Origin of the sequence: Winogradskyella sp. HaHa_3_26 (assembly GCF_019278425.1) — a bacterium.
Lineage (GTDB): Bacteria > Bacteroidota > Bacteroidia > Flavobacteriales > Flavobacteriaceae > Winogradskyella > Winogradskyella undariae.
Genome location: NZ_CP058981.1, coordinates 1658646 through 1682046, shown reverse-complemented (window position 1 = coordinate 1682046; position 23401 = coordinate 1658646). Strand labels below are relative to the sequence as shown.

26 protein-coding genes are annotated in these 23401 nt (G+C 29.8%); 6 read left to right on the top strand and 20 right to left on the bottom strand.

Annotated features, from left to right (window positions below; genetic code table 11):
* Window positions 1–78: 78 nt before the first annotated feature.
* Together H0I32_RS07265 and H0I32_RS07260 are read left to right on the top strand one after the other, a co-directional pair.
* On the top strand, window positions 79–717 hold the full coding sequence (locus H0I32_RS07265) for a carbonic anhydrase family protein (RefSeq protein WP_179312350.1): 639 nt from the start codon (window positions 79–81) through the stop codon (window positions 715–717).
* Between the two features lie 164 nt (window positions 718–881).
* Window positions 882–1508: a carbonic anhydrase gene (locus H0I32_RS07260; RefSeq protein WP_173587427.1), complete on the top strand. Its 627-nt coding sequence runs from the start codon at window positions 882–884 to the stop codon at window positions 1506–1508.
* Between the two features lie 55 nt (window positions 1509–1563).
* On the opposite strand, the gene H0I32_RS07255 is transcribed toward H0I32_RS07260, so the two are convergent.
* Window positions 1564–2097, bottom strand: a complete 534-nt coding sequence (locus tag H0I32_RS07255; protein ID WP_179312352.1) for a CvpA family protein — start codon at window positions 2095–2097, stop codon at window positions 1564–1566.
* A 204-nt stretch (window positions 2098–2301) separates the two neighbouring features.
* Here H0I32_RS07255 and H0I32_RS07250 point away from each other — a divergent pair, with 204 nt between their 5' ends.
* Together H0I32_RS07250 and pheS are read left to right on the top strand one after the other, a co-directional pair.
* Entirely contained in the window at window positions 2302–2658 is a 357-nt protein-coding gene (locus H0I32_RS07250; protein WP_179312354.1) for a hypothetical protein, read from the top strand.
* 141 nt (window positions 2659–2799) lie between these two features.
* On the top strand, window positions 2800–3819 hold the full coding sequence (gene pheS, locus H0I32_RS07245) for a phenylalanine--tRNA ligase subunit alpha (RefSeq protein ID WP_173587424.1): 1020 nt from the start codon (window positions 2800–2802) through the stop codon (window positions 3817–3819).
* Here pheS and H0I32_RS07240 read toward each other — a convergent pair.
* The 4 genes from H0I32_RS07240 to H0I32_RS07225 all read right to left on the bottom strand — a co-directional run bounded on the left by H0I32_RS07240 (window position 3816) and on the right by H0I32_RS07225 (window position 7518).
* Window positions 3816–5336 (bottom strand): pyruvate kinase, encoded by a 1521-nt coding sequence (locus tag H0I32_RS07240; protein ID WP_179312356.1) that lies wholly within the window; start codon window positions 5334–5336, stop codon window positions 3816–3818. The genes pheS and H0I32_RS07240 overlap by 4 nt on opposite strands.
* A gap of 155 nt (window positions 5337–5491) precedes the next feature.
* The gene (locus H0I32_RS07235; RefSeq protein ID WP_179312358.1) at window positions 5492–6334 is read right to left on the bottom strand and encodes an aldo/keto reductase; all 843 of its coding nucleotides are present in this window, start codon (window positions 6332–6334) and stop codon (window positions 5492–5494) included.
* Between the two features lie 13 nt (window positions 6335–6347).
* Window positions 6348–6869 carry a hypothetical protein gene (locus tag H0I32_RS07230; RefSeq protein WP_179312360.1) on the bottom strand — a complete coding sequence of 174 codons (522 nt, stop codon included), beginning with the start codon at window positions 6867–6869 and terminating at the stop codon, window positions 6348–6350.
* Window positions 6870–6888: 19 nt separating this feature from the next.
* Window positions 6889–7518, bottom strand: a complete 630-nt coding sequence (locus H0I32_RS07225) for a hypothetical protein (RefSeq protein WP_179312362.1) — start codon at window positions 7516–7518, stop codon at window positions 6889–6891.
* Between the two features lie 379 nt (window positions 7519–7897).
* Between H0I32_RS07225 and H0I32_RS07220 the strand changes: the two genes are divergently transcribed.
* Complete coding sequence (locus H0I32_RS07220; protein WP_179312364.1) at window positions 7898–8578, top strand: Lipl32 family lipoprotein; 681 nt, start codon at window positions 7898–7900, stop codon at window positions 8576–8578.
* A gap of 153 nt (window positions 8579–8731) precedes the next feature.
* Here the strand turns inward: H0I32_RS07220 and H0I32_RS07215 are convergent, their stop codons facing one another.
* The 10 genes from H0I32_RS07215 to H0I32_RS07170 all read right to left on the bottom strand — a co-directional run bounded on the left by H0I32_RS07215 (window position 8732) and on the right by H0I32_RS07170 (window position 16336).
* Entirely contained in the window at window positions 8732–9283 is a 552-nt protein-coding gene (locus H0I32_RS07215) for a GRAM domain-containing protein (protein ID WP_218747120.1), read from the bottom strand.
* A 61-nt stretch (window positions 9284–9344) separates the two neighbouring features.
* Window positions 9345–9857, bottom strand: coding sequence for a DUF6933 domain-containing protein (locus H0I32_RS07210; RefSeq protein WP_179312366.1), 513 nt, complete (start codon window positions 9855–9857; stop codon window positions 9345–9347).
* Window positions 9858–9922: 65 nt separating this feature from the next.
* Window positions 9923–10543, bottom strand: a complete 621-nt coding sequence (locus tag H0I32_RS07205; protein WP_173587417.1) for a hypothetical protein — start codon at window positions 10541–10543, stop codon at window positions 9923–9925.
* Between the two features lie 131 nt (window positions 10544–10674).
* Window positions 10675–11259 carry a hypothetical protein gene (locus H0I32_RS07200; protein WP_246293549.1) on the bottom strand — a complete coding sequence of 195 codons (585 nt, stop codon included), beginning with the start codon at window positions 11257–11259 and terminating at the stop codon, window positions 10675–10677.
* Between the two features lie 284 nt (window positions 11260–11543).
* Window positions 11544–12518: a GH25 family lysozyme gene (locus H0I32_RS07195; RefSeq protein WP_173587415.1), complete on the bottom strand. Its 975-nt coding sequence runs from the start codon at window positions 12516–12518 to the stop codon at window positions 11544–11546.
* A gap of 203 nt (window positions 12519–12721) precedes the next feature.
* Entirely contained in the window at window positions 12722–13528 is an 807-nt protein-coding gene (locus H0I32_RS07190; RefSeq protein ID WP_179312368.1) for a DUF4328 domain-containing protein, read from the bottom strand.
* A gap of 161 nt (window positions 13529–13689) precedes the next feature.
* Window positions 13690–14145 (bottom strand): hypothetical protein, encoded by a 456-nt coding sequence (locus H0I32_RS07185; protein ID WP_179312370.1) that lies wholly within the window; start codon window positions 14143–14145, stop codon window positions 13690–13692.
* Between the two features lie 93 nt (window positions 14146–14238).
* On the bottom strand, window positions 14239–14640 hold the full coding sequence (locus tag H0I32_RS07180; protein WP_179312372.1) for a hypothetical protein: 402 nt from the start codon (window positions 14638–14640) through the stop codon (window positions 14239–14241).
* A gap of 85 nt (window positions 14641–14725) precedes the next feature.
* Entirely contained in the window at window positions 14726–15562 is an 837-nt protein-coding gene (locus H0I32_RS07175; protein WP_179312374.1) for a hypothetical protein, read from the bottom strand.
* A 381-nt stretch (window positions 15563–15943) separates the two neighbouring features.
* Window positions 15944–16336, bottom strand: a complete 393-nt coding sequence (locus H0I32_RS07170; protein ID WP_179312376.1) for a hypothetical protein — start codon at window positions 16334–16336, stop codon at window positions 15944–15946.
* A 234-nt stretch (window positions 16337–16570) separates the two neighbouring features.
* On the opposite strand from H0I32_RS07170, the gene H0I32_RS07165 reads away from it, so the two are divergent.
* Window positions 16571–16903, top strand: a complete 333-nt coding sequence (locus H0I32_RS07165; RefSeq protein WP_173589447.1) for a single-stranded DNA-binding protein — start codon at window positions 16571–16573, stop codon at window positions 16901–16903.
* Window positions 16904–16958: 55 nt separating this feature from the next.
* On the opposite strand, the gene H0I32_RS07160 is transcribed toward H0I32_RS07165, so the two are convergent.
* From H0I32_RS07160 to H0I32_RS07140, 5 genes are all read right to left on the bottom strand, one after another.
* Window positions 16959–17135 carry a hypothetical protein gene (locus H0I32_RS07160; RefSeq protein WP_179312378.1) on the bottom strand — a complete coding sequence of 59 codons (177 nt, stop codon included), beginning with the start codon at window positions 17133–17135 and terminating at the stop codon, window positions 16959–16961.
* Window positions 17136–17197: 62 nt separating this feature from the next.
* On the bottom strand, window positions 17198–17716 hold the full coding sequence (locus H0I32_RS07155; protein ID WP_173589448.1) for a ferritin: 519 nt from the start codon (window positions 17714–17716) through the stop codon (window positions 17198–17200).
* 112 nt (window positions 17717–17828) lie between these two features.
* Entirely contained in the window at window positions 17829–18731 is a 903-nt protein-coding gene (locus H0I32_RS07150) for a histone deacetylase (RefSeq protein ID WP_173589449.1), read from the bottom strand.
* Window positions 18732–18822: 91 nt separating this feature from the next.
* Complete coding sequence (locus tag H0I32_RS07145) at window positions 18823–21183, bottom strand: hypothetical protein (protein ID WP_179312380.1); 2361 nt, start codon at window positions 21181–21183, stop codon at window positions 18823–18825.
* An 83-nt stretch (window positions 21184–21266) separates the two neighbouring features.
* Window positions 21267–23393, bottom strand: coding sequence for a Tex family protein (locus H0I32_RS07140; RefSeq protein ID WP_179312382.1), 2127 nt, complete (start codon window positions 23391–23393; stop codon window positions 21267–21269).
* Between the last annotated feature and the right edge of the window lie 8 nt (window positions 23394–23401).

The window sequence follows — 23401 nt, the reverse complement described above, 5'->3', positions numbered from 1 at the left end:
ATTTAAATAAGAGTTTAATGATATGTCCTAAGTTTTTTGATGGGTATTAATAGTAATTATTAAGAGAAAAGAAAACACATGAAAGCACATACAAGAGAAACACAATCAACAATGACGCCTCAAAAGGCTTTAGATTTTTTAAAAGAAGGAAACGTTAGATTTCAAAATAACTTAAAAGCGAATAGAAATTTATTAGAACAAGTTAATGATACAAGCGAAGGGCAATTTCCATTCGCAACAATATTAAGCTGTATCGATTCTCGTGTATCTGCAGAATTAGTATTTGATCAAGGTTTAGGCGATGTCTTTAGTGTACGTATTGCAGGTAATTTTGTAAATGAAGATATTTTAGGAAGTATGGAATTTGCTTCTAAATTAGCTGGTACTAAACTTATTGTTGTTTTAGGACATACAAGATGTGGAGCTATAAAAGGGGCTTGTGATGACGCAAAATTAGGAAACTTAACCAAGTTGATAGAGAAAATTAAGCCGGCAGTAGAAGCGGTTAAAGAACCTCAAGATGCCAGTTTAAGAAATTCTAAGAATTTAAAGTTTGTTGATGAGGTATCTCATATGAATGTAGATTTAACCATAAAAAGAATCCATGCTGAAAGTCCGGTACTTACAGAAATGGAAAAAAACAATGAGATTCAAATCATTGGCGCTATGTATGATGTAAATACAGGAGCTGTAGATTTTTACGAATATGATAATTAGTCTAATAAGACTTTTTTAATTTATATAGTTAGGCAGTATTGACATAAACGTTAATACTGCCTAATTTTTTTATAGTTGAGATAATTAAAAAGATTCATCTTAATACATAGCATTTTTAGTAAATTTGATTAAAACTGTATATGGTATAAAACACCTGAAATAATATGGATATAGATAACGTATTTAAGAATAACGAAAGTTGGATAAAAGAAAAGCTTGCTATAGAACCCGATTATTTTGAGAAATTAGGTAAAGGGCAAACTCCTGAGTTATTATACATTGGTTGCTCTGATAGCAGAGTTACTGCTGAGGATTTAATGGGATTAGGTCCTGGTGAAGTTTTTGTACATAGAAACATTGCCAATATGGTGGTTGGTACAGACTCTAATTGTATGTCTGTAGTCAATTATGCAGTAACACATCTAAAAGTAGATCATGTTTTAGTCTGTGGGCATTATGCTTGTGGCGGTGTAAAAGCAGCTATGGAATCAGCAGATTTAGGTGTTTTAAACGGATGGTTAAGAAATATTAGAGATGTGTATAGAATGCATAAGGATGAGCTTAATGCCATTGAATGTGAAGAAAAAAAGTACGATCGTTTAGTAGAGCTTAATGTAAAGGAACAATGTGTTAATTTAATTAAAACAGCAGCAGTACAAAAAGCTTATAGAGAGCGTGGATTAAAAGTACATGGGTGGGTTTTTGATGTCCACACAGGAAAATTGATAGACTTAAAAATAGATTTCGATAAATACCTTAAGGATATTATGGAAATCTATCACTTAGACTAAAAAAAGATAGTTATTGACCTGTGAGTTTTAAAACTTACAGGTCTTTTTTTAGAAATTAAACCTCTTCTTTTTCTTCTTCATTAGAAGTGTTTTCTTCTATAGTTTCAGATTTCTTAATTATAGTCGGAAAAATCATTGGTGCTAAAGATTGTATTGGGCTATAAAGTATACTTTCTTCTAAATCTTCCTTTTCCATAAAGGGAAGTGTATCATTCATTTTATCAAATACACCTAATAATACACTTAGAATTAAACCAATTTTAAGTGCGCCAAAAACACCACCTGCTAATTTGTTTATTAATCCTAAAGCAGCAAAATCTGCTAATTTTGTTAAGGCTTTTCCGGCGAGACCTATAGTTAAAACAATAACCACAAAAGTGATAGCAAAGGCTACAATATTCATGGTTTTTTCATCCCAATCAACATTAGGTTCTATAAAATTAGCGGCATAATCACTAAAATGAATTGCGCCCCAAACTCCTAAAACTAATGCCACCAAAGAAGCAACTTCTACAAAAAGTCCTTTAAATAATCCACGAACAAACCCAAATAATAATAGGGCAGCTAAAACAATATCTATAACACTCATATAATTGGCGGTTTAGGCAAAAATACATGATTTTTTTAAGTTGAAATTTGAGCTTTTCAATTAAATAAATAATAACCTAATTGAAGCTACTTTTGTTTCTTAACTTTGAAGCCTTAAATAAGGGTTGAATCTTAATTTAGAATTTTCAACTAAGAATAAGGTTTTTAATAATTAAAGAAATTCCCGTTTTTAAGGGAAATGAGCATGGCAAGAGACGAACAATTAAAAGAACGATGGGATTTGTTGGTAGAAAAACTCTCAAATCAATTTGCAGATGGTGATAGATTAGATCTCGATTCTATAATATATCTCATTGGAGTGCAAGAGCTTGGTCAGTTACATAGAGAATACAAAAAAGATCATAAACTAGATTTAATGCATATTGCTATTTGCAAAGTATTAGAGCCTTATGGTTTTTATGAATTTGATTATGTAGATGATGATGGTTGGCCACACTACAAAGTATTGGCGCAATTGCCACACCTTAGAGCTGGTGAACAAAGTGTACTGATGAAAGAAGCTATTGTCAATTACTTTGTAGAATCAGAGTATATAAAATAACAATTTATAATTTTATGAGGTTTTAGTTTTTAATATTGATTAGAGTTGCTCTTAATAGGGTAAAAGAAGTATTATTAAATATAAATATTCAATAAGGTTTTTACATAAAATCACTAAATTTGCCTCCTACTTTTACATACTATGATAGACAAGATAAAAGAACTTATAGCAGAAGCAGAAGCTTTTAAAGCACAGTCAAAAGAAGAAGTTGAAGCTTTTAGAATTAAATATTTAGGCTCAAAAGGACATTTGAAAGCGTTTTATGGCGAATTAAAAAATGTGGCGAATGATCAAAAAAGAGAATTCGGGCAAATTATTAATGAGCTTAAAACTACGGCAGAAGCTAAAGTAAACACTTTAAAAGAAGCTTTAGAAAGTGCAGATGAAGACAAAGGAATCTATGGTGATTTATCTCGACCTAGTGAACCTATTGCTTTAGGTGCACGTCACCCAATTTCTATTGTGAAAAATGAAATTATAGATATATTTTCTCGTGTTGGTTTTAATGTAAGTGAAGGACCAGAGATTGAAGATGATTGGCATAATTTTACAGCATTGAATTTGCCAGAATACCATCCGGCAAGAGATATGCAGGATACGTTCTTTATTCAAACGGATCCAGATATTTTATTACGTACGCATACCAGTTCGGTACAAGTACGTTATATGGAAAACAATCAGCCTCCAATTAGAACAATTTCTCCAGGTCGTGTATTTAGAAATGAAGCTATCTCTGCACGTGCACATTGTTTCTTTCATCAAGTAGAAGGTTTATACATTGATAAGGATGTCAGTTTTGCAGATTTAAAGCAAACACTTCAATATTTTACAACTGAAATGTTTGGGAAATCTAAAATTAGATTGCGTCCATCATATTTTCCATTTACAGAACCTAGTGCAGAAGTTGATGTGTATTGGGGACTAGAAACTGAGACTGATTACAAAATTACTAAGGGTACAGGTTGGTTAGAAATTATGGGATGCGGTATGGTAGACCCTAATGTTTTAGAAAATTGTGGTATTGATTCAAAAGTATACTCTGGATTTGCATTCGGAATGGGAATTGATCGTATAGCAATGTTATTAAACCAAATTAGTGACATTCGTTTACTAAGCGAAAACGATGTTCGCTTCTTAGAACAGTTTAAAAGTTCACTTTAACCGTTAAATATCTTATCGGTAGCTTGTTTTGCGATGTTTAAAGGTCGTAAAGCATTCTTTCTTTTAAAAGAATTAGATTCCATTCTAATCAAAATATTCTCAAGGGTTTTTATAGCATTATTGATATAAGAACCCTTGTTTAGCATTACACATTCTGCATAAGCACCTTGTGTAGCATCGCTAATTTCTGCTCTGGTTGGAATTCCGGTTTTTGCTAAATTTTCAAGTACTTGAGTAGCCCAAATTACAGGAATATGTGCCGCTTCACAAATCCATAATATTTGGTTCTGTACTTCAGAAATTCGTTCAAATCCAACTTCAACAGCAAGATCTCCACGAGCAATCATTACTCCAATTCTGTGGTGTTTCATGCCTTCTAATAATATTTCTGGTAAGTTTTCAAAAGCTTCAGCATTTTCAATTTTAAAGACAACGCCTATATCTTTTGCTTTTTGTTTTTTTAACTGTTCAAATAAACATTCTACATCTTCTTTGTTTCGTACAAAAGAGTAGCCTAGTAAATCTGCATTTTCGCAAGCAAAAGGTAAGTTTTTAATATCCTGCTCGGTAAGCGCAGGTAATTTGTATTTGGTATGTGGCAGATTGATACCTTTTTCTGATGATAATTTAGATTTATAGCAATCTGTAATTAAAAGTTCAACATCTTTTTTAGATTTAGAAAGCACTTGAGCTTTTATCATTCCGTCATCAAAAAACACAACATCGTCTACTTTAATTTCATCAACGATTTCATGTAGCATGACTCCAATTTCCGCTTTTTCAATTTGTGTATTGCTATTATCAAATTTAGAGGCTTTGCCTTTGGTTCTTCGTTTTGTTAGAATGATATGATCTCCTTTTTTTATAGGAATACTTTTTCCTATTTTTCCATTATCATTTCTAATTTCAATAGTTGATGTTCTAAATTTTGGACCTGCTAAGTCCATATAAATTTTAATATTAAAATTGGTCTGGTTGTTAATTTCCTTAATGTAAGTGACCATTTGTGTCCATTCTTCTATTGTATCATGACCTAGATTTATTCGGGCTATTTCCATGCCGTTTTCGGCCATTTCTCTAATGATAGATTTGTCCTTTGCTGCCGTATTAGGTAAAGTGACCATAATTTCAGCAAAATGCTTTGTGCGTGGTCTTTTAAATAAAACATTAGCATTTTTTTTAACTAGTTTTTTACTCTTTTTATAACCGATTAATTCCATTTTAGGAGATTCTGGCTGTGGCAACCCTTGGAGTAGTTTTAGATTTCTTACAACGTTAAAAATGTTGCTATAAACGTAGCCTTCAGATGTTCTTATTGAAGAGACACCAACTTCAGATAAGTTATCTTGGTATTTTCTTAAATCGAAAGTTCTAAGGATTAAGTAACGACACAGGTTTTTTGCACTAAGCTTATAGTTGTCGTGAATTTTCTCTGTGATTTTATTAATATTATCTTCATTTTCTTCTATAGTGTGAAGAATATTTTCTAGTCCGTTGGTTAATTTACCCAATTTCATAAGACGCAAATTTTAATATTTTATTTATCTGAAATATAAGACATAAAGGTAGTCATGATGTTGAAGGTATTTCATGATTTCCATCATAAACAAAGGCCATATCTTTGTGGATATGGCCTTTGTTTTCTTTCAATTATATTTAAAATATTCAGCGATTAAAACTCAACTGTATCTGGGGTTAATCCTGATGCTCCAATATTTTCCATGGCATCAATTGCAATCATATCTGCTTCTGAAATTTCAAAATCAAACACATTAAAATTTTCTTCTATGCGATGCGGTGTTACAGATTTTGGTAAAGGAATTACATGGTTTTGTAAAGCCCAACGAATACAAACCTGAGCCACTGATTTATTGTATTTCTTAGCAATGTTTTTCAATATTTTATTATCTAATACGTCGCCACGACCAAGTGGGCTCCAACCTTCAACTTGAATATTGTTATCTGTACAAAACTTTACGCAGTCTGGTTGTGTAAATCCTGGGTGATATTCTATCTGATTTATAGAAGGTTGAATTTTAGCTGTTTTCATTAAAGGTTCTAAATGATGCGGCATAAAATTACTTACACCAAGGCTTTTAATTTTTCCTTCATTGTATAGTTTTTCCATGGCTCTCCATGTTTCTGCATTTATCTCTTGCCAATTTTCAAACTGATGTGCTGCAGCTGGCCAATGTATAAGATACAGGTCTAAATAATCGAGTTGTAAATCTGTTAAGGTTTTTTCAAAAGCTTTTAATGTGCTTTCGTACCCACGTTCAGCATTCCATAATTTACTGGTTATAAAAAGATCTTTGCGTTCAACATCACAGGCTTTAATCCCTGCGCCAACACCTTCTTCATTTGCATAAATTGCTGCTGCATCAATATGTTTATAACCAATTTCTACAGCTGTTTTTATTGATTTTATAGCTGTTTCTCCATCGGGTGTTTTCCAGGTTCCGAAACCTAAAGATGGAATTTTAATACCGTTGTTAAGTGTGAAATATGTTTTCATTAGTAATCTATTTTTATCTAATTCCTTTTATTTTTAATTCTGTATGAACATCTTGAGCTCCGTGAATTTCTTTTCCAAACATCACCTGAATATCATATGTAATATTGTATTCTTTTAGAACTTCATCAATGTTATCTTTTTTGCTTTTAGCGATCTCAATGTCTTGTCGGTATGTGTTTAATGTTCCAAATGCTTTTCCGAGTAAGGTAATCCCGATAACTATAATCGTTATTGTTACTGAGGATATAATTCTGCTTTCTAAGGTGAATTTACCAAATAAAAATCCTCCGATTATTACTGCGATTCCCATTACGGCAAATACAACAAAATAGGTGTAGGTTAAAAGCTTTTTTCGCTTATAATTTTGGTAATCTATGTTAACATATTCTAGTTGATCTTCAAACTTTTTATTTAGTTCGATTTTAGAACAAGTTTTATTAAATTCTGGTTTTAGATTGTTTAAACTGCAAGTTGTACCAATTTTTAGACTTGTTATTTTGTGGTCGCATAAACGACAATGTCTTGCTAAATCCATTAAATGATAAGTTGAATTTTTATATGGATAGAATTAAATAGTATTCATCATCATGTTCTCCAAAAACGAAATGAAAATTCTCGTTTTTGTTTATTTTATCAAAAGCATTTTTGTCATTTAGTTCATTAAATACTTCATGAATGGCTATAATTCCTTTGAGTTGAAAACATTTTGCTAGCTCTCTGTCTTCGGTAATTAAAACCCCATTTTCATAATAAGATTTCCCTAATTTCTTTTTTACAAATGGATTAAAGAATTGAGTTTTTATACCTTTAATTTGTTCTAATCCGTCAGCGAAATCATAAGAGAATCCCATTTTAACCTTTACATGTTTAATGGTTTCTTTCTTCCAATTAATAATTCCGTATAGTTTGGTTTTTTGATCTTTTTCTTGCGGAAATTCGTGCTCAAATAAGATGGCATCTAATTTTTGTTCTGGGTTTATCCCTTCTTTAGGATTTGTCCATCTCTTTTTAATTTTCTTTACAACCTTCTTTTTTAAGTCGCTTTTGTATTCATCAAAATCATAAGACATTAATTTATTAAAGACTTTTTCAGTTTTTTTAAATTTATTGGATGACTGATATTCAGAAATAGCGATTTCTAATTCACTTTTTAATTGGTTACCAATTTCTTCATTAGACAACATAAGCAAGGTAAGTTTAAATTAGGATTAATACGCTTTAACGTGTTGAAGACCTAATTTAGTAAATAAATATTGAATAGAAAATATATAGTTCACTTCTATTGGTACCAAAGACTAGTTAATGAACTACTTCTGATTTTTAAATAAATTTAAAAACTATACATTATTAGTTATGAGTTAAACATATTTATGCCCCTGTTTTCAGGGGTTTTCGTTTTACTAAATTAAGGGTTTTGCTGAAGAGTTAAGTTCTATATATTTGCATCGAAATGTAAGAAACATAATTAATTATGTTAAACATTACAAGCTTATAAATTAGCTGTTGTTTTAAATTAAAACCATTACGAATGTCTATAAATTAACTAAAATCACTTAAACAAATATGAAAATTAAATTACTAGTATTATCAGTATTCGCTTTCTGTTGTGTATTTAACGCAGAAGCTCAAAAATTAAAAAAGTTTGGAAGTTCAGTTGAAAAGAAAATTGGACCAAAAACAGTTAAAGTACCTTACACAGATGTGATCTCTTATTTAGGATATGCTTCTGAAGGAAATGAAGATGAAGTAGTTGATGGTAAAAAATTCTATTACATTTATTTATGGGTTCCTGCTGTTGCACCAGAATTGGGTGTAAGAATGCTTTCTCCTGTTGCTAAAACTAAAGTTAAAGATGCTATTAAGTCTGAGGCTTACGAAGCAAACGAATCTTCTAGTGATTATTTTGATACTTACATTACTTTAGAGCGTTCTACTATTTTGAAAAAAGAAGATATTACAGAAGAAGCTGCTAAAAGTGCAACTTGGACTACACTTGCTAAGAATGATGATAGTAGTGAAATGCCAAAGCAACCAAGTGGAAGCAGCTACAACTCTTTATTAAGATATGAAAGTGAAGTAGGTAGCCCTACAAAAGCTTTAACAGCTGGTTTATACCGTATTGGTTTTACAACTTATAAAACAGGTGAAGTTAAAGGAACATTTTTAGCAGAAGTTGCGGCTCCGGTAAAATTACCAGGTGTTGTAATGGCTAAAACTATAGAAGAACTTTTAAAAGGACTATAATACAAAAGCAGACATTCGTATTTTGTAAAACACCTCTTTATTTTTATAAAGAGGTGTTTTTAATTCTAACCATTTTTTATGTTACTGTAATTATTTTTTAGTCTTTTAGTTCTGTTATATCTCCAATTGAAATGTTATTCTCTTTAAATTTATTTATTCAATTCGCTCATTTATTTTTTCTAACCACAAATCTCTTTCGTTCACCACAAAATCATATTTATTTCCGTCATTGGTTATTATTCTAATTCCATTGTTTATTAGTTTTATCGTTTTTCTTTTACTGATTTTATCTATGTTTTTATATTCAATGTTTGTTTGCCTTATTTGAATATTGATTTTATGAGATTTAAATATCAGTTTTTTATCTGTTAGAAAAATTTTTCCACCAACGCCTTCGATTCCTTGATACAAATTTGCAGGTCCTTCAATTTCAATATTTTCATTTTCTTCTAAATCGGGTTTTATTTTTACTCCAATTTTATTAGTGAATTTACCAGCAAGCTTTTCATTTATATATGGAAATCCGATTCCGAAAAATAGTCCAAATAAGATTCCTTGAATGATTAAACTATTTACTGAATACAGTTTTTCTTCAGAAAAATAATCAAATAACCAAAGCGTCATAGAATACATAATTGTAGTTATGATTACGAATAGTATTCGGAATTTTAAGCTTGGTTTGGTTAATTTAGTACCTATTTCCATGATGTTTTTATTAATTTCTAAATTTGCGTGTCTTTATGCTTTTCTTGTACATTTGTTTTAATTACACATTAGCTTTTTCTATTATTTCAGTCATTACTTCTTTAGGGATGCTCCAGTTTAATTGCTTAAAAGGTGTAAGGTTTAGTTTCTCTGTTAACTCTCTAATAACAGAAGAATTAAAAATATCATATTCATATTTAAGGTAATCTATTTTTGAAATATTATAGTTGATGATTCCTGTAATTTTTCTATCGTTATCCGTTGGGTAGAATTTTAACTCTCCAACACTGCTAACAAGAAATTCGGCATCAACCTTAATTTTTTCAAAATCTAATTGGGCGTAAAAACTTTCAAGAAATAATAAATGAATTTTATCTAATTCATTAGTTGAGAATCTTGGAATAATAACAGAGTAGAAACTTTTTGAATTTACAAAAATCAGACATTTTTTTCTGGCAATATATAAGACTGAAGCGTTCCATTTTCCAAAAATATTTTCAACAGTTATGGTCTTATTTTCAACTCTTTTTTTTATTATTTTTTCTAGTTTTTTTGTTGTGAATATTTCTGTCATCAGTTTTTGTAAGATTTTTATGCGTAATTAAGCAGGTAAATTACAGATGGCATTAGGTATCATTTTTATTTGATTTTTTTAAGTTCTTCTGAAATTTCCCAAACTGTTTGTTTACCAAATTCGCCATAGTTGGCAATAAAATTTCCTTTAGAGTCAATAACTACACAACTAAAACAAGGGTAATGATATTTAAAAAACATTTTTTCAACAAATTGCTTACTATCCTTTTTCCATCCTTTCTTTCTTTTATAATAATATTTTAAGTTTTCATCATCTTTATAAATCCAATGATGACTGATATCACTAATTTTTTCTAAGTTTTTTAAATAGTCTTTGTCAAAAATATTCCACGTAGAGTATTCTTCCATACCATTACAATTGTCTTTACCTGGATAATAAATTATTACAATTAGTTTATTATCAATACTATCTTTGATAGCTAAATTGTCTTTTAATTCATTAAGCTGATTTTTATTCAATTTCCCAATAGGTTTTCTTCTTACTAGTAAGCATTGAACTAAAGAATCATTTTCAAAATATAAGTCAAGATATTCTCTAGAACTTTTTCCTTTTACAAATTCGCTTTTATCTATTTCTTGATGACTATCATTGAGATAAACAACTTTTTTGTCTTGTGAAAAAAGTTTAAAAGAGATTAGTAAACAAATTATAATTAGATTTTTCATTTATTTAAAATTATAGTTGATAGCGAGTCAATATACTGTTTGTTTCATTAGCTAATTTAGCAATAAATTATCTATAGTTTTGCGTCTGTAACTTTCTAATAGACTTCATAGAAATCTTTCTCTTTAGGTTTTCATTTTGGAGGTGGTGGAGGTGGTGGAATTTGCCTTAAATAATCAAAATATATTCTCAATTCAATAGTGTCGTTTACTTCTTCTTTTATCTCGTCAAATACCTGTGTTAATTTACTCAAAACCTTTTTGAGTTCCTTTCCAGTTTTATTTGTATTAATAGTAATTTCTACAAGACCATTTTTAGGGGAGTCTGGATAGTATGGAACTTTATCTTTATTTAAATAATGTCTTTTTAAAATGCGTTTCAGTTCGTTAATTGAGTATTTGTTATCTATTAGAATTGAATCAGATTTTATACGCAATATATTTTTAGACTTAATTAGTCCGTTATCATAAACGTATGGAGTAACTCTTTTTTTTATTTTTCCATCATCGAATTCTACAACCAATTTCCCATAATCTTTATCGAATGTTCCAACCTTATTTGTTATTTCTCTAAAATTTAATTGAGTAGTATCAAGTCCGATTACTTCTTTAGTTTCAACAGAAAAATTTCGATCGGTCGGATAATATCGAATTTCTGTTGTTTTGTTTTCACAACTTAAAATCAGTAAAATAGACAGTATGGACAGTGTTTTTCTCAAAATGTATGTCTAGTGTGTTTGTGGATAGAATATTGTTTGGGAAAGTAACTAAGTTCGTAATTAAATACATTCCGATTATTCCTCCTAAAAGCATTAAGGAAAAAATAATTTAACCTGTTTTGCTGTTGTGTCAGTAATTCCATTTAAGCTTGAAATTCTAAGTTGTCAATTTTGTTGATATACCTTTTAATTATTTTTAATTCAATTTCTGCCTTTTCACATTCTCCCTTTCTAATTAAGCTGAATGATTTATGAATTCTTGCACTAATTTCCTCATATTTATTTTAATTAGTAGTTGGTGTTGAATTGCTGATTTTCATTTTGTTTAATTCGGTTATATCACCTATAAAATCATTGCCATCTACTGTTGTTATAATACCTTTAATTTTAGTTTGCTCAGTGAATTGATGGAATTTCCAGTCAACATTTTTTAAACGATGTTTACCAGAATAAGCAGCAATCCATAAAGGGTAGTCATCAACATGGCCTTTTAAAACATGTTTGTAAAAGGTTAAACCTGTGTATATCATTGGTTTTCTTCCATATTCTTTTTCTGCTAGTTGTAACCAATTTAATACACCTTTTCTGAGGTTGTCTCTCCCAAATTTGCTGTCTTTTTCTATATCAAGTATGGGGATAAAATCACCCTCTTCTAATTTTACTACAGATTTGAAATTTTCAAATTGTTGTGTTGAGTTTTCGTTAGGTCTGTAGTAATGATATGCACCACGTAAATAATTGTGCTTTTTTGCGTTTTCCCAATTTCTGTCAAACTGTATGTCCTCTCCATTCTGTCCCATTGTTGCTCGTATAAAAATATACTCAATTGGGTGATGTGATGTTCTTAGTTCACTCCAATTAATTTTACTCTGATAATGAGAAATGTCAATTCCGAAAAGATATTCTGAGTTCGAGATTGCTAAGTTTTCTGGTCTTTTAGTTGTTGACTTAGCATAATTGTAGAAAATAACAGATGCTATTATTAGAAATTGAATTAGAATAACACTAATTAAGAATCTTGAATCTTTTAAAATACTTCTCTTTTCTTTTTTTACATTGGGTGTTTTTCTATTCTTTTTTGAAGTTACTATAGTCTCTTTTTTCTGGATATTTAATATCTTAGTTATAAGAGGTAGGAAGTTTTTATAAAGAATAAAAATTATTGCAATAAATAGGAGTGTTATGCCTACAAGTATTATCCAGAATCTAAGAGGATGAATTTCTTTATAATTTATTAAATAATAGTAAACGTCATTCATTTATCTGTAGTTTCTTTTGTCTTGAGAGCTCGAAAGTTAGCAAATAAAAACTGAATATAAAATCCGGTTGGATTTTTGTAATAAATATAAATACAGTGAATTATATGTGTTTTATGTTGGTTTTTAGCTGTGTTTAAGTTGTTTCGTTCATTAATTTCCTAACGGTTTGGTTAAATACCCACATTTTAATTTTCTGTTTTTTCTTATTTTGAAATTTCTTCTTCTTTTAAAGCGTATGATTTAATAATCATTACCGTTATAACAGCTAATGGGATTCCTATTATTGATAATATTATATCTCCAGTTGTACTGTTTATATAGTTTTCTATTGTTTCTGCTTTAAAAGCACTTTTTAGAGCATAATTTCCAATATAATTAGATACAATCCATAAAGTCCACCAAAGACCAATTGTCATTGTGTTGCTCTCTAAATAATCTGAATTTTTAGATTTTATTAATTGGGTTGTTTTAGTCGACATCTCTTTCATTATTTGATATGGTCTGTACAATGAAATTATTGGCACAAACCAACTTCCGGATGCCCAACCCTCAGAATGGTTGCAATTTGTTCTAATATTCAGGTTATAATAAGCTCTTCTAAACCATTGTATAAAAGTTACCGCAGAAATTATAAAAACTATAAAATATAAAATCCCTATAATTTGTTGTCTTGTGTCATTTGAGTTTAACATTTGATCCGTTACCTCTTCATTGTTTTGTAATGACTTAAGAAGGTTGTATTGTGAGTAAGAAGAAAATATTGAAACAACATCTAAAGCCATGACTATCCAAATGAATAATTGGGCGATTTTTGCTCTCTTAAAATTTGGTCTAATGGCATTGATTTTATTTTCTTTTCCTAAAACAACACGATTATCAAGGTTAAAGTCTGTACAAGTATTTTCGAATTCTATACTTTTTCCTTTTAGATTACAGATGTTTTCTTTTTCAATTACTCCTTTTTTTCGATTTAAACATTGTTTGCAATTTTCGAATTGTTCTACTGTCATTTTAGAGTTTAATATTTTATTTGTGGTAACGTATTTTTTGTTAAGCAACTAATTTAGTGAACAAACACGAGCAAAATAATATTTCGAAGTACTTTTCTAAGTAAGCAATTGTACAAGCCATAAATAAATATGGTGTTTGTAAAATCATTTTTTATTCATTTTTAGTTTTTTTTTTGAATATTTGATTTCTCATCCAAAAGAGCCAAAAATTCAGCGAGAGGTAATTTATCAGTATTTTTTTTAGAAATTAAAATTTTAATAATAGAAAAATAACCAATACCTTCTAATTGGGTTAGATAATAACGGTTAAATATATTCTCGTTGTTTGTTTTAAATAGATAGAAAGGTCTATTCTGAATTTCGAATATTTTTAAATCAATTATTGATTTGTATTCAACTCTTTTATTATCAAAATAAACAGCACTTTTTGAAAATTCTACTTTTTTTAAAGTGATAAATAAAGTGAACGTCAGTAATGCTATAGCCCAAGTTCCATAATCCCATAATCGACTTAAATTAAAAAATTGAGTAATTAAATAAGCTATTAACATCACAAACCAAGAAAGGAAGTATTTTCTGAATTTAATGTTAGATGATATTTTCTTTCTTTGTTCCATTCAAATGTTTGCTAACGTGTGTATGTATTGTTACGTGTTTAAGTAATTAATTATACACGGTGTTACAAGCTGGCTTTTCATTGTTAAATTAATTTATTTTTTTATTTCTTCGTCTTCTAGCATTTTTAAATGTAATTCAGATTCGGATACTTTTAATAATTTATACTTCTTTTTATAAATTGTTGTTTTATAATTTTTTGTAATAGTTAATATTGAATCAACCGAGATGTTCCATTCACTTGTTTCATTTCCATAAAAAGCTTTTTTATCTCCATGTAAAACAGCTGCCCAACGCTCAAACAAGATTCCGTCTTTCTTAAATTGATATGCTTGGTCTTTGCGTTTTATTCTTTTTATCTTCTTTAAAACCCAAACTCCTTGATGAAACTCTTTTTTTATCCAAATTCCTAAAAGTTTCTTATTCAGATTTTCGGTTTGGGTTGAAAAAGAAGAAAACAGAAATGAAATCAGTATTAATTGAATGATGTTCTTCATTTTTAGCTTGGTTGTAACGTGTTTCTATATGGTTAGTTGCGTGATTTAGCAATTAATTATACATGGTGTTGTGCAACGTATTTTATTATTCGTAATACTCAATTTGTCTTTCCCATATCATTTTTAAAATTCCATCAGAATAACGTTTTTTAATTATCCAATTACCGTTCTGGTCATATTCATATTTGAAGGTCAGTTCTTTTGTTTTGTTTCCTTTTTCATCAAACCAATTTTCAGTAACTGTATTACCCAACTTATCGTCTTCTGATATAATTTTTGTAATACTTTCATCAGAATTAGTTATAATTTTTTCAAGCTCTTTACCTTCATCATCATATTTGTAATTGCGTCTATGATATACACTGCTATCGGATTTATATATTATACGCTCCAATAGTTGTCTTCTATCATAAAAAGAAACTATTCTAAAAGTCCTATTTGTTTTAATTTCAGAAATTTTCATTTCTATTACGTCGCCATTATTATTAAATTTACTTTGTTGAAGTTTTAATAAATCCTTATAATTATCGTACGTTTTTATTGACACTAAGTTATTTTTAGAGTCATATTCGTAAATCATATTATTTATTTCACCATCTGACTTAAATATTTCTGCATTAACCCAATCTCCATTTTTATTTAATTTGTATTTATGAAATTGTTCAGTCATTAATAAATGATTTGAACTTTGCTTTTCTATTAGCTTGCCTTTACGGTTGAAGAACCTTTTATCAGTTCTAATTAAATATGTTGTATCTGTTTTATATCTTTCAAATTCAATTTCATAATTTTCATCTACTACGCCAATTAAAATTTCTTTTATTATTTTAATTTTAGGTTTAAGAGTATCAGGATTTGATTGAGAAAAAAGCTTTATACTAAAATTTAGAAGTATAAAGCTAAATATAAATGTTCTTTTCATTCGTTTGTTTTATGTTGCACAACGTGTTTGTGTATGATTAGTGGCGTGTTTAAGCACCTAATTTAGCAAATAAAAACCGAATAGAAAATCCGCGAGGATTTTCGTAAACAAGCTCGAACTAGCCATTAATTATACACGTTGTTCTACGCAGTTTTTATTTTATTATTAATGTCCATAATTCAGTGAGTATTGATTTTTGATTCGCTACAAACCATATCAAAGTAAATGTCATTAAGACTATTGCTCCAATACTACCAAATAAAACATTGTAACTATTCGAGTCATTCTTTTTAGGATAGTTTTTGATAATATAAACTAACCAAATTATAACGAGTATTTGAAGAATTATAAATTCTAATAGATACATAAATAAACTTCTATTTAATTCTTAATTATTAGTTTAAAGTCCGAATTTTCAATTCTCTTTTCCAATTCAGAGTATGTAATTCCGTTCAGTTCAGTTTCTCCGTTTTTTGCTCGATAAATTTCAGATTTAGTTTCTGTTCCGTTTTGATAAACCCAATTATATAAATCAGTCGAATCTTTTTGTTGTGTTCTAATATTAATTCGTTTCCAGTTTTTTTCAATTATTCCAAATTGGGATGTTGTTTTATTTACAATTAAATCTCCATTTTGTGAATCATAATATAATTCCTTTAAGTCTCCATAATGGTCTTCAATTTCCATTGAATAAAGTCCAAATCCAATAAATCCGACGACTGTAATTATTACAATACAGAAAATCAGAAGTCCATATTTTAATGCTTTGTTCATTGGTTGGTCAAATTGCGTAGAACGTGTAATAAGTTCACTATTTCCAATAAATCTAAAAATACAATAAAACTCAATATCAATAAGTGATTATAAGTTTTCAAACGGTAACAAGTAATTACAAACGGATGTAAATAGGTAACTACCGAATATTATTTGTCAGTCAGCACATCTTTGCAGTGTTGAATCGATGTAGGTTCAATAGTATTAACTGTTTAACCATTAAAATTTAGAATTATGAACACATTAAGAAACAAAGTACAGTTGATTGGTAACTTAGGAAATGACCCAGAAATCACCAATTTTGAATCCGGAAAAACATTAGCAAAATTCTCTGTTGCTACTAATGAAACGTATAAAAACCCTAAAGGAGAAAAAGTAACCGATACGCAATGGCATAATGTTGTAGCTTGGGGTAAAACGGCTCAGGTAGTAGAGAAATTTATTACAAAGGGAAAAGAAGTTGCTATTGAAGGTCGTTTAACTACCAGGTCTTGGGAAGATAAAGATGGTGTTAAGCGCTATACGACAGAGGTTGTTTGTAGCGAACTTTTAATGTTAGGCAAATAGTAGAAATATAAAAACCCAAAGAGCAATAATTACAATTGTCCTTTGGGTTTATTAGTTATGCTACTTTTTTAAGTAAATCAAAACAAGGGCATTTTTTACAACGCTTATTTTCTGATTTTTTAAATTTTTTGCAACATTTAGATTTTACATTATCTAAAGTATCTAATCCAGTAGCTTCAAGAACTTTAATACGTTCTTTCTTTAGCTTCTTATTTTTCTTTTTTTTGCCCATTGGATAAAAATCAATAGTACAAAAGTAGTTATTTATATTTAATCTAAATAATTTTTAACGTTTTAAGCTACAGGTGTTTCCGCAGCAGAATTTACAGTGAGTTGCTGAATATCTCTATCAAACAAATACAAACCACCTTTATCATCTCCAATCATTTTTACTTTATCAAGAATGGTTCTTGCTGTTGCTTCTTCTTCAATTTGTTCTGCAACATACCATTGTAAAAAGTTATGTGTGGCATAATCTTTTTCTTGTAACGATATGTGAACAAGTTCGTTAATGCTTTCAGAAACAAAAATTTCATGTTCTAAAAGTTTTTCAAACATTGATTTATAAGATTCAAAAGTCACATTAGGAGCTGTTAATTCCGAAACGTGTGCGTGTCCACCACGTTCGTTAACAAACTTTACAAGTTTTAGCATGTGCGCACGTTCTTCGTCTGATTGATCGTACATAAAATTAGAAATACCTTCTAATCCTTTAACTTCTGCCCAAATTGCCATGGCTAAATAAGCTTGAGAAGATTCTGCTTCGATTCTAATTTGTTTGTTTAATGCGGCTTCGATAGATTTTGATAACATAGTCTGGTGTTTTAATTCAAATATAAGGATTGTTCATCCCGCGATAAAATATTTGTGATAAATCGCTTTTAATATTCTCTAATATATGTGATTTTTTTTAGCACTATTAACTCTAAAAGTAAATATCTTGAGCTAAACGAAACGTATTAGCGTGTGCGGTAATAATATTTTTTATATCTCGGGAATAAGCACCTCCCATACTACACATTACAGGAATTTGGTTTTGTTTGCACTGCCCTAAAACAAAACGATCTCTAGATTTACAACCATCAATAGATAAGCTGATTTGACCTAATTTATCAGAGGCTAAAACGTCTACACCAGACAGGTAGTATATAAAATCGGGTTGCTGTTCTTCTATTAACTTTGGAAGCGTCGCTTTTAATAACTTTAAATACGTTTTATCATCGGTATTGTTTTCTAGTTCGATATCTAAATCACTTTTCTCTTTTTCAAAAGGATAATTATTTTTACCGTGCATAGAAAAGGTGAATACCGATGTGTCAGTCCTAAATATTTCTGCTGTCCCATTTCCCTGGTGCACATCTAAATCTACAATTAAAATCTTTTTAGCAAGTCCATTACTTTGAAGGTATCGTGCAGCAATAGCTTGGTCGTGTAGTAGACAAAAAGCTTCACCTCGGTCTGTAAAAGCATGATGTGTACCACCAGAAATATTCATGCCGATACCATATTTTAAAGCAAATTCACTAGCTTTTATGGTTCCGTCTGCAATAATAACTTCTCGCTTAATTAAATTTCTACTCAATGGAAATCCGATTTTACGAGCCGCTCTTTGGTTTAATGTTAAATTTATTAAATCGTAATAATATTCTGGTGTATGAACAGCCAGAATGTGTTTGTCATTTGGTTCTTCTGGTTGAAAAAAATTATCTTCATTGCAAGTCCCTTCATACAAAAGTTGTTGTGGTAACAGCTCGTACTTTTCCATAGGAAAGCGATGACCTTCGGGTATATGGTGTCTGTATATTGGGTGAAATGCTATTTTCAGCATTATTTAATACGTTTTAATTGAATTCAATTTTCATCATAACAAGCTCTAAAGTGTTAGCGATAACTAGCTTTCATAATTTCATTTGTTATTTTTAGTTAACATCTATTATTTTTTCTTCAGAAATAAATTGTGTGTCGTTAGCTATGCCTTCTATGTAAAGTTTAACTGTTTTTAGGTTTGTATTATAGATATTGAAATTGAGATTGCCTTGAGCATCTGTGCTTAAATTAGGAAACCAATCAATAACACCATATTCTTTGTAAAAGTTAGAATGATAGCTTTCGTATACAGGGGTATAAAACCTTTTGTGTGTGGTGAATGATAAAGGTATTTTGTAGGTTCTAAAAGATTTCCCATACTTTTTGTATGCTCCTATAAGAGGATCGGTATAAATTTTAATAACCCCGCTACTACCTCTTACTCCCATTCCAAATCCGGTTTTATCTACAAATATATAATCAACATTATCTAAGCGGAAGTTGTAAAAATAATCTAAATCCGAAATAAGCATATCATCTAAATAGATTTGAGGTGCGGTTTTTGGGGCTTGTATTGAAACGCTTCGTTGTGGTAAAATTGAAAGTTGACCATCAATTTGCTGCACGGTATAACCTTGACTTTGTACGAAGGCTGCAAAGTCAAAATATTGATTTCTTTTAGCATCATCGAATATTGTTATATTTCCAGGTGCGCTTCCTTTTAGTTTTTGGAGTTTTGTTGATTTTGTTTCCCCAGTAATAAGCACTTCATCTAAGATTTGGGTTTTGTCAAAAGCGGGTTGAAATCCTTTCTGAGAATAATCCATAAATACCTGTTCTTTTACAACTAACGGATCTTTTTTTAGTTTTAAATTTGGAATAATTGATGGTGTAAACTGTATATATAAACCAGGGATTTCTACTTTTCCTTTCCTGGAGAGTTCTCCAATTTTTAAGGTTTCATCGTCAAAGAAGAAAAATTCACTACGTATAAATGTTGTTTCCTCTTTAGCTAGTGAAATTACATTTGAGGGACTGTATTTTGAAGGGAATACTAAATACTGCCCCGTTTTCTTTTTATTAGCATTGGCATTGATTTTAATTCCTATTTCAAAATCATAAAGTACTTTTGGAGGGGTATTAAAAATGTTGTGCCAATCATAGCTGCTCCAACCTTGAGTAAGTAACAATTGATCTAACTCGTATTTTTTCTTGTTATTAATATTAACAAAATAATAAGCTGCATTTTCAATACTACCTTTTACATAAGGTTGTAAATAGGTGTAAGAAATAATGTTGTGATGCTGCATATTAGCTTTTGTTTCTGCAGGCAAAACGGAAATACTAAAATTATTAATTTTGGATGTGTCAATTGCTTTTATTGGTAATTTGATATGTATAGAGTCTAGGTGAGTTTTTGTAAGTACATTTCTAGATTCTATAGTATTTAAACCTTCATACTTAAAAAATAAACGTTCTAAAAGCGGATTATTCTGTGAATCAAAAAGGGTAAAAATGTTAATACCTGTAGATAGGTTATCATATTTAATAAATTTAATAACTTCTGTAGTCTCACTAAATGAAAATTCAGTGGTTTTTATGTTTTTTCCGTTATGAAAACTCAGTGTGTAGGTTTTGTTTTTTATTTGTTGAAGTGTTTCTATATTGGTTCTAAATGTGATGGCTACTTTTGATCCAAGATCAGATAGTATAAGGTTAATTCCTGTATGTTCTACAGGAGGAAAAGGGAATGTTTGTGTTTTTTTATTAACCGTTGTATGTGCTGTATAATTTGTGTTTTTATGTGGTGTAAATAAAAATTTACCAATTCCTAAAGCATTGGTTTTAAAAGATGTTAATTGATTTACAGAACCATCAGAAATATAACCTTCTAACTCAATACCAAATCCTAAACTGTCTTTTGCTACAATTCCAATCGAGTTTTCTGTGTCTGAAACAAGATGTCCGCCTTCGGGTAAAAGCTGTACATCAATGGTGTTTGTGATGGTTTTTGATGCTATTGTCGTTTCTAAATCAGTGTCAATAATTCGTATTTTTTGAGCGTAATAGTTTTGCTCATCAAAATTCCGCATCCAATTGGTATAGGCTTTAAAAGTGTAATTTCCAGAAGTAAATAAACTGTCAACAAAAAACTCACCTGGTGCTATACCTCCAAGAACTTTAATGAGTTTACTTTTTATAACTTTTTTATTTTCATCTATAATTTCACAATACAAATTTGTGGTGAGCAAAGACAGTTGTTTACTGTCTTTGTCTAAAATATATGCGTTAAAAGCAAGAACCTCTCCTTTTATAAAAGTTGATTTGTTAAGGTGAACATAAGCTAACTCTCTGGGTGCTTCAGTGTAACTATCAAATTTTGAATATAAGCTATCATTTTGAGCGTGAATTATTGTGAGTGATGACAAAAAAAGTAGAATGAATAGGCTTCTTACTGTTAACGATAAATTCATATATAAGATTTAGGATTAAAAATAGTATTTAAAAAAAAAGATATATTTTAATTTGTTAAAATACAAGAGATTATATGAAATAATTACTTTTCTAGTTTTAATTGAATTCGTTTTCTAGTCACATCAACCTCTAAAACCTTCACAATAATCTGCTGATGTAAATGCACATGTTCATTAACATCTTTTACAAAACTATCGGACAAATTAGATACATGTATTAAACCACTCTCCTTAATACCAACATCTACAAAACAACCAAAATTAGTGATGTTATTCACGATTCCGGGTAGTAATTGTCCTTCGTGTAAATCGGTAATTGTTTTTATGTTTTGATCAAAAGTGAAAACCTTAGCTTTTTCTCTAATGTCTAAACCTGGCTTTTCTAATTCTTTAATAATATCTTGAAGCGTTAACAAACCAACCTCTTGAGATACATATTTTTTTAAATCAATATTTTGAAGCTTAGATTTATTACCAATTAATTCTTGAAGTGAAACACCTTCATCTTTAGCCATTTTTTTTATAATAGCATAACTTTCAGGGTGTACAGCAGAATCATCTAACGGATTTTTAGCGCCTTTAATTCTTAAAAATGCAGCACTTTGTTCAAAAGCTTTTCCTCCTAAACGCGGTACTTTTAAAATGTCTTTTCGTGATTTAAAAACACCGTGCTCTGCTCTGTAATCAAAAATATTCTCAGCTAATTTAGAACCAATTCCAGAGACATGGCTTAATAAAGGTTTACTAGCAGAATTGATGTTTACACCAACAGCATTTACGCAGTTTTCTATAACTGTATCCAATTGTTTTTGAAGTTTGGTTTGGTCAACATCGTGCTGGTATTGCCCAACACCAATAGATTTTGCATCAATTTTTACCAATTCTGCCAGCGGATCTTGCAATCTTCTTCCAATAGAAACTGAACCACGAACGGTAACATCATAATTAGGGAATTCTTCGCGAGCAATTGGTGATGCCGAATAAATACTAGCACCAGCTTCGCTAACCACAAAAACTTCTAAATCATTTTTAAAATGAATTTTACGAATCAAAGCTTCAGTTTCTCTAGATGCTGTTCCGTTTCCTATAGCAATGGCTTCAATTTTGTGAGCTTCCGCTAAAGACGAAATCTTTTTAATAGCACCAATACTATCATTTTGGGGTGGATGTGGAAATATGGTTTCATTATGTTTTAAATTCCCTTGAGCATCTAAACAAACGACTTTACAACCACTTTTAAAACCCGGATCTATAGCTAAAACCCGCTTTTCTCCTATAGGTGATCCTAATAATAATTGTTTCAGATTTTTTGCAAAAACCGTAATCGCAGATTCGTCTGCTTTGTCTTTGGCATTATTTAAAGTTTCTTTGCTCAACGACGGAAATAATAAACGTTTATAAGCATCTGATATCGCTAATTCTATTTGATCTGCACAAGCATTCTGACTCTTTATAATTCTATTATCAATAAGTTCTAAGGCTCTAACTTCGTCAATTTCAATTTTAACACGAATAAAACCTTCGCTTTCTGCTCTTAGGATAGCGAGTAGTCTATGGGAAGGAATACGAGATAAGGACTCCGACCAATCAAAATAATCTCTAAATTTCTGTGCCTTCTCATCTTCCTTTTTCGTCTTTATAACTTTAGTAGAAATTTGAGCTTGTCGTTCTAATTGATTTCTTAAACTATTTCTAATATCTGCACGTTCATTAATCCATTCGGCAATAATGTGTCTTGCACCTTCTAAAGCTTCATCTGTCGTTTTAATATCTCCTTTAACATACTTGTATGCGATAGATTCGATATCATTTGCTTTTTGACTCATGATGATTTTTGCCAAAGGCTCTAAACCATTTTTACGAGCTGTTTCTGCTTTTGTTTTTCGTTTTTTCTTGTAGGGTAAATAGAGGTCTTCAAGCACTGTGAGATCTTGAGCTTTTTCAATTTTTTGTTTTAAATCTTCTGTTAAGACATCTTGTTCTTCTAAAACTTTTAAAATGGCTGTTTTTCGTTTCTCTAAAGCTTCAAATTGTTCTTTATATTTAACGATGTCTCCAATCTGTACTTCGTCTAAATTTCCTGTCGCTTCTTTTCTATAACGGGAAATAAAGGGAATTGTGCAGTCTTCATTTAATAGATTTATGGTATTCTTAACGGAAGTCTCTTTTAATTGCGTTTTTGATATTATAAATTGTAATAATTGTGTCATTAAAACCT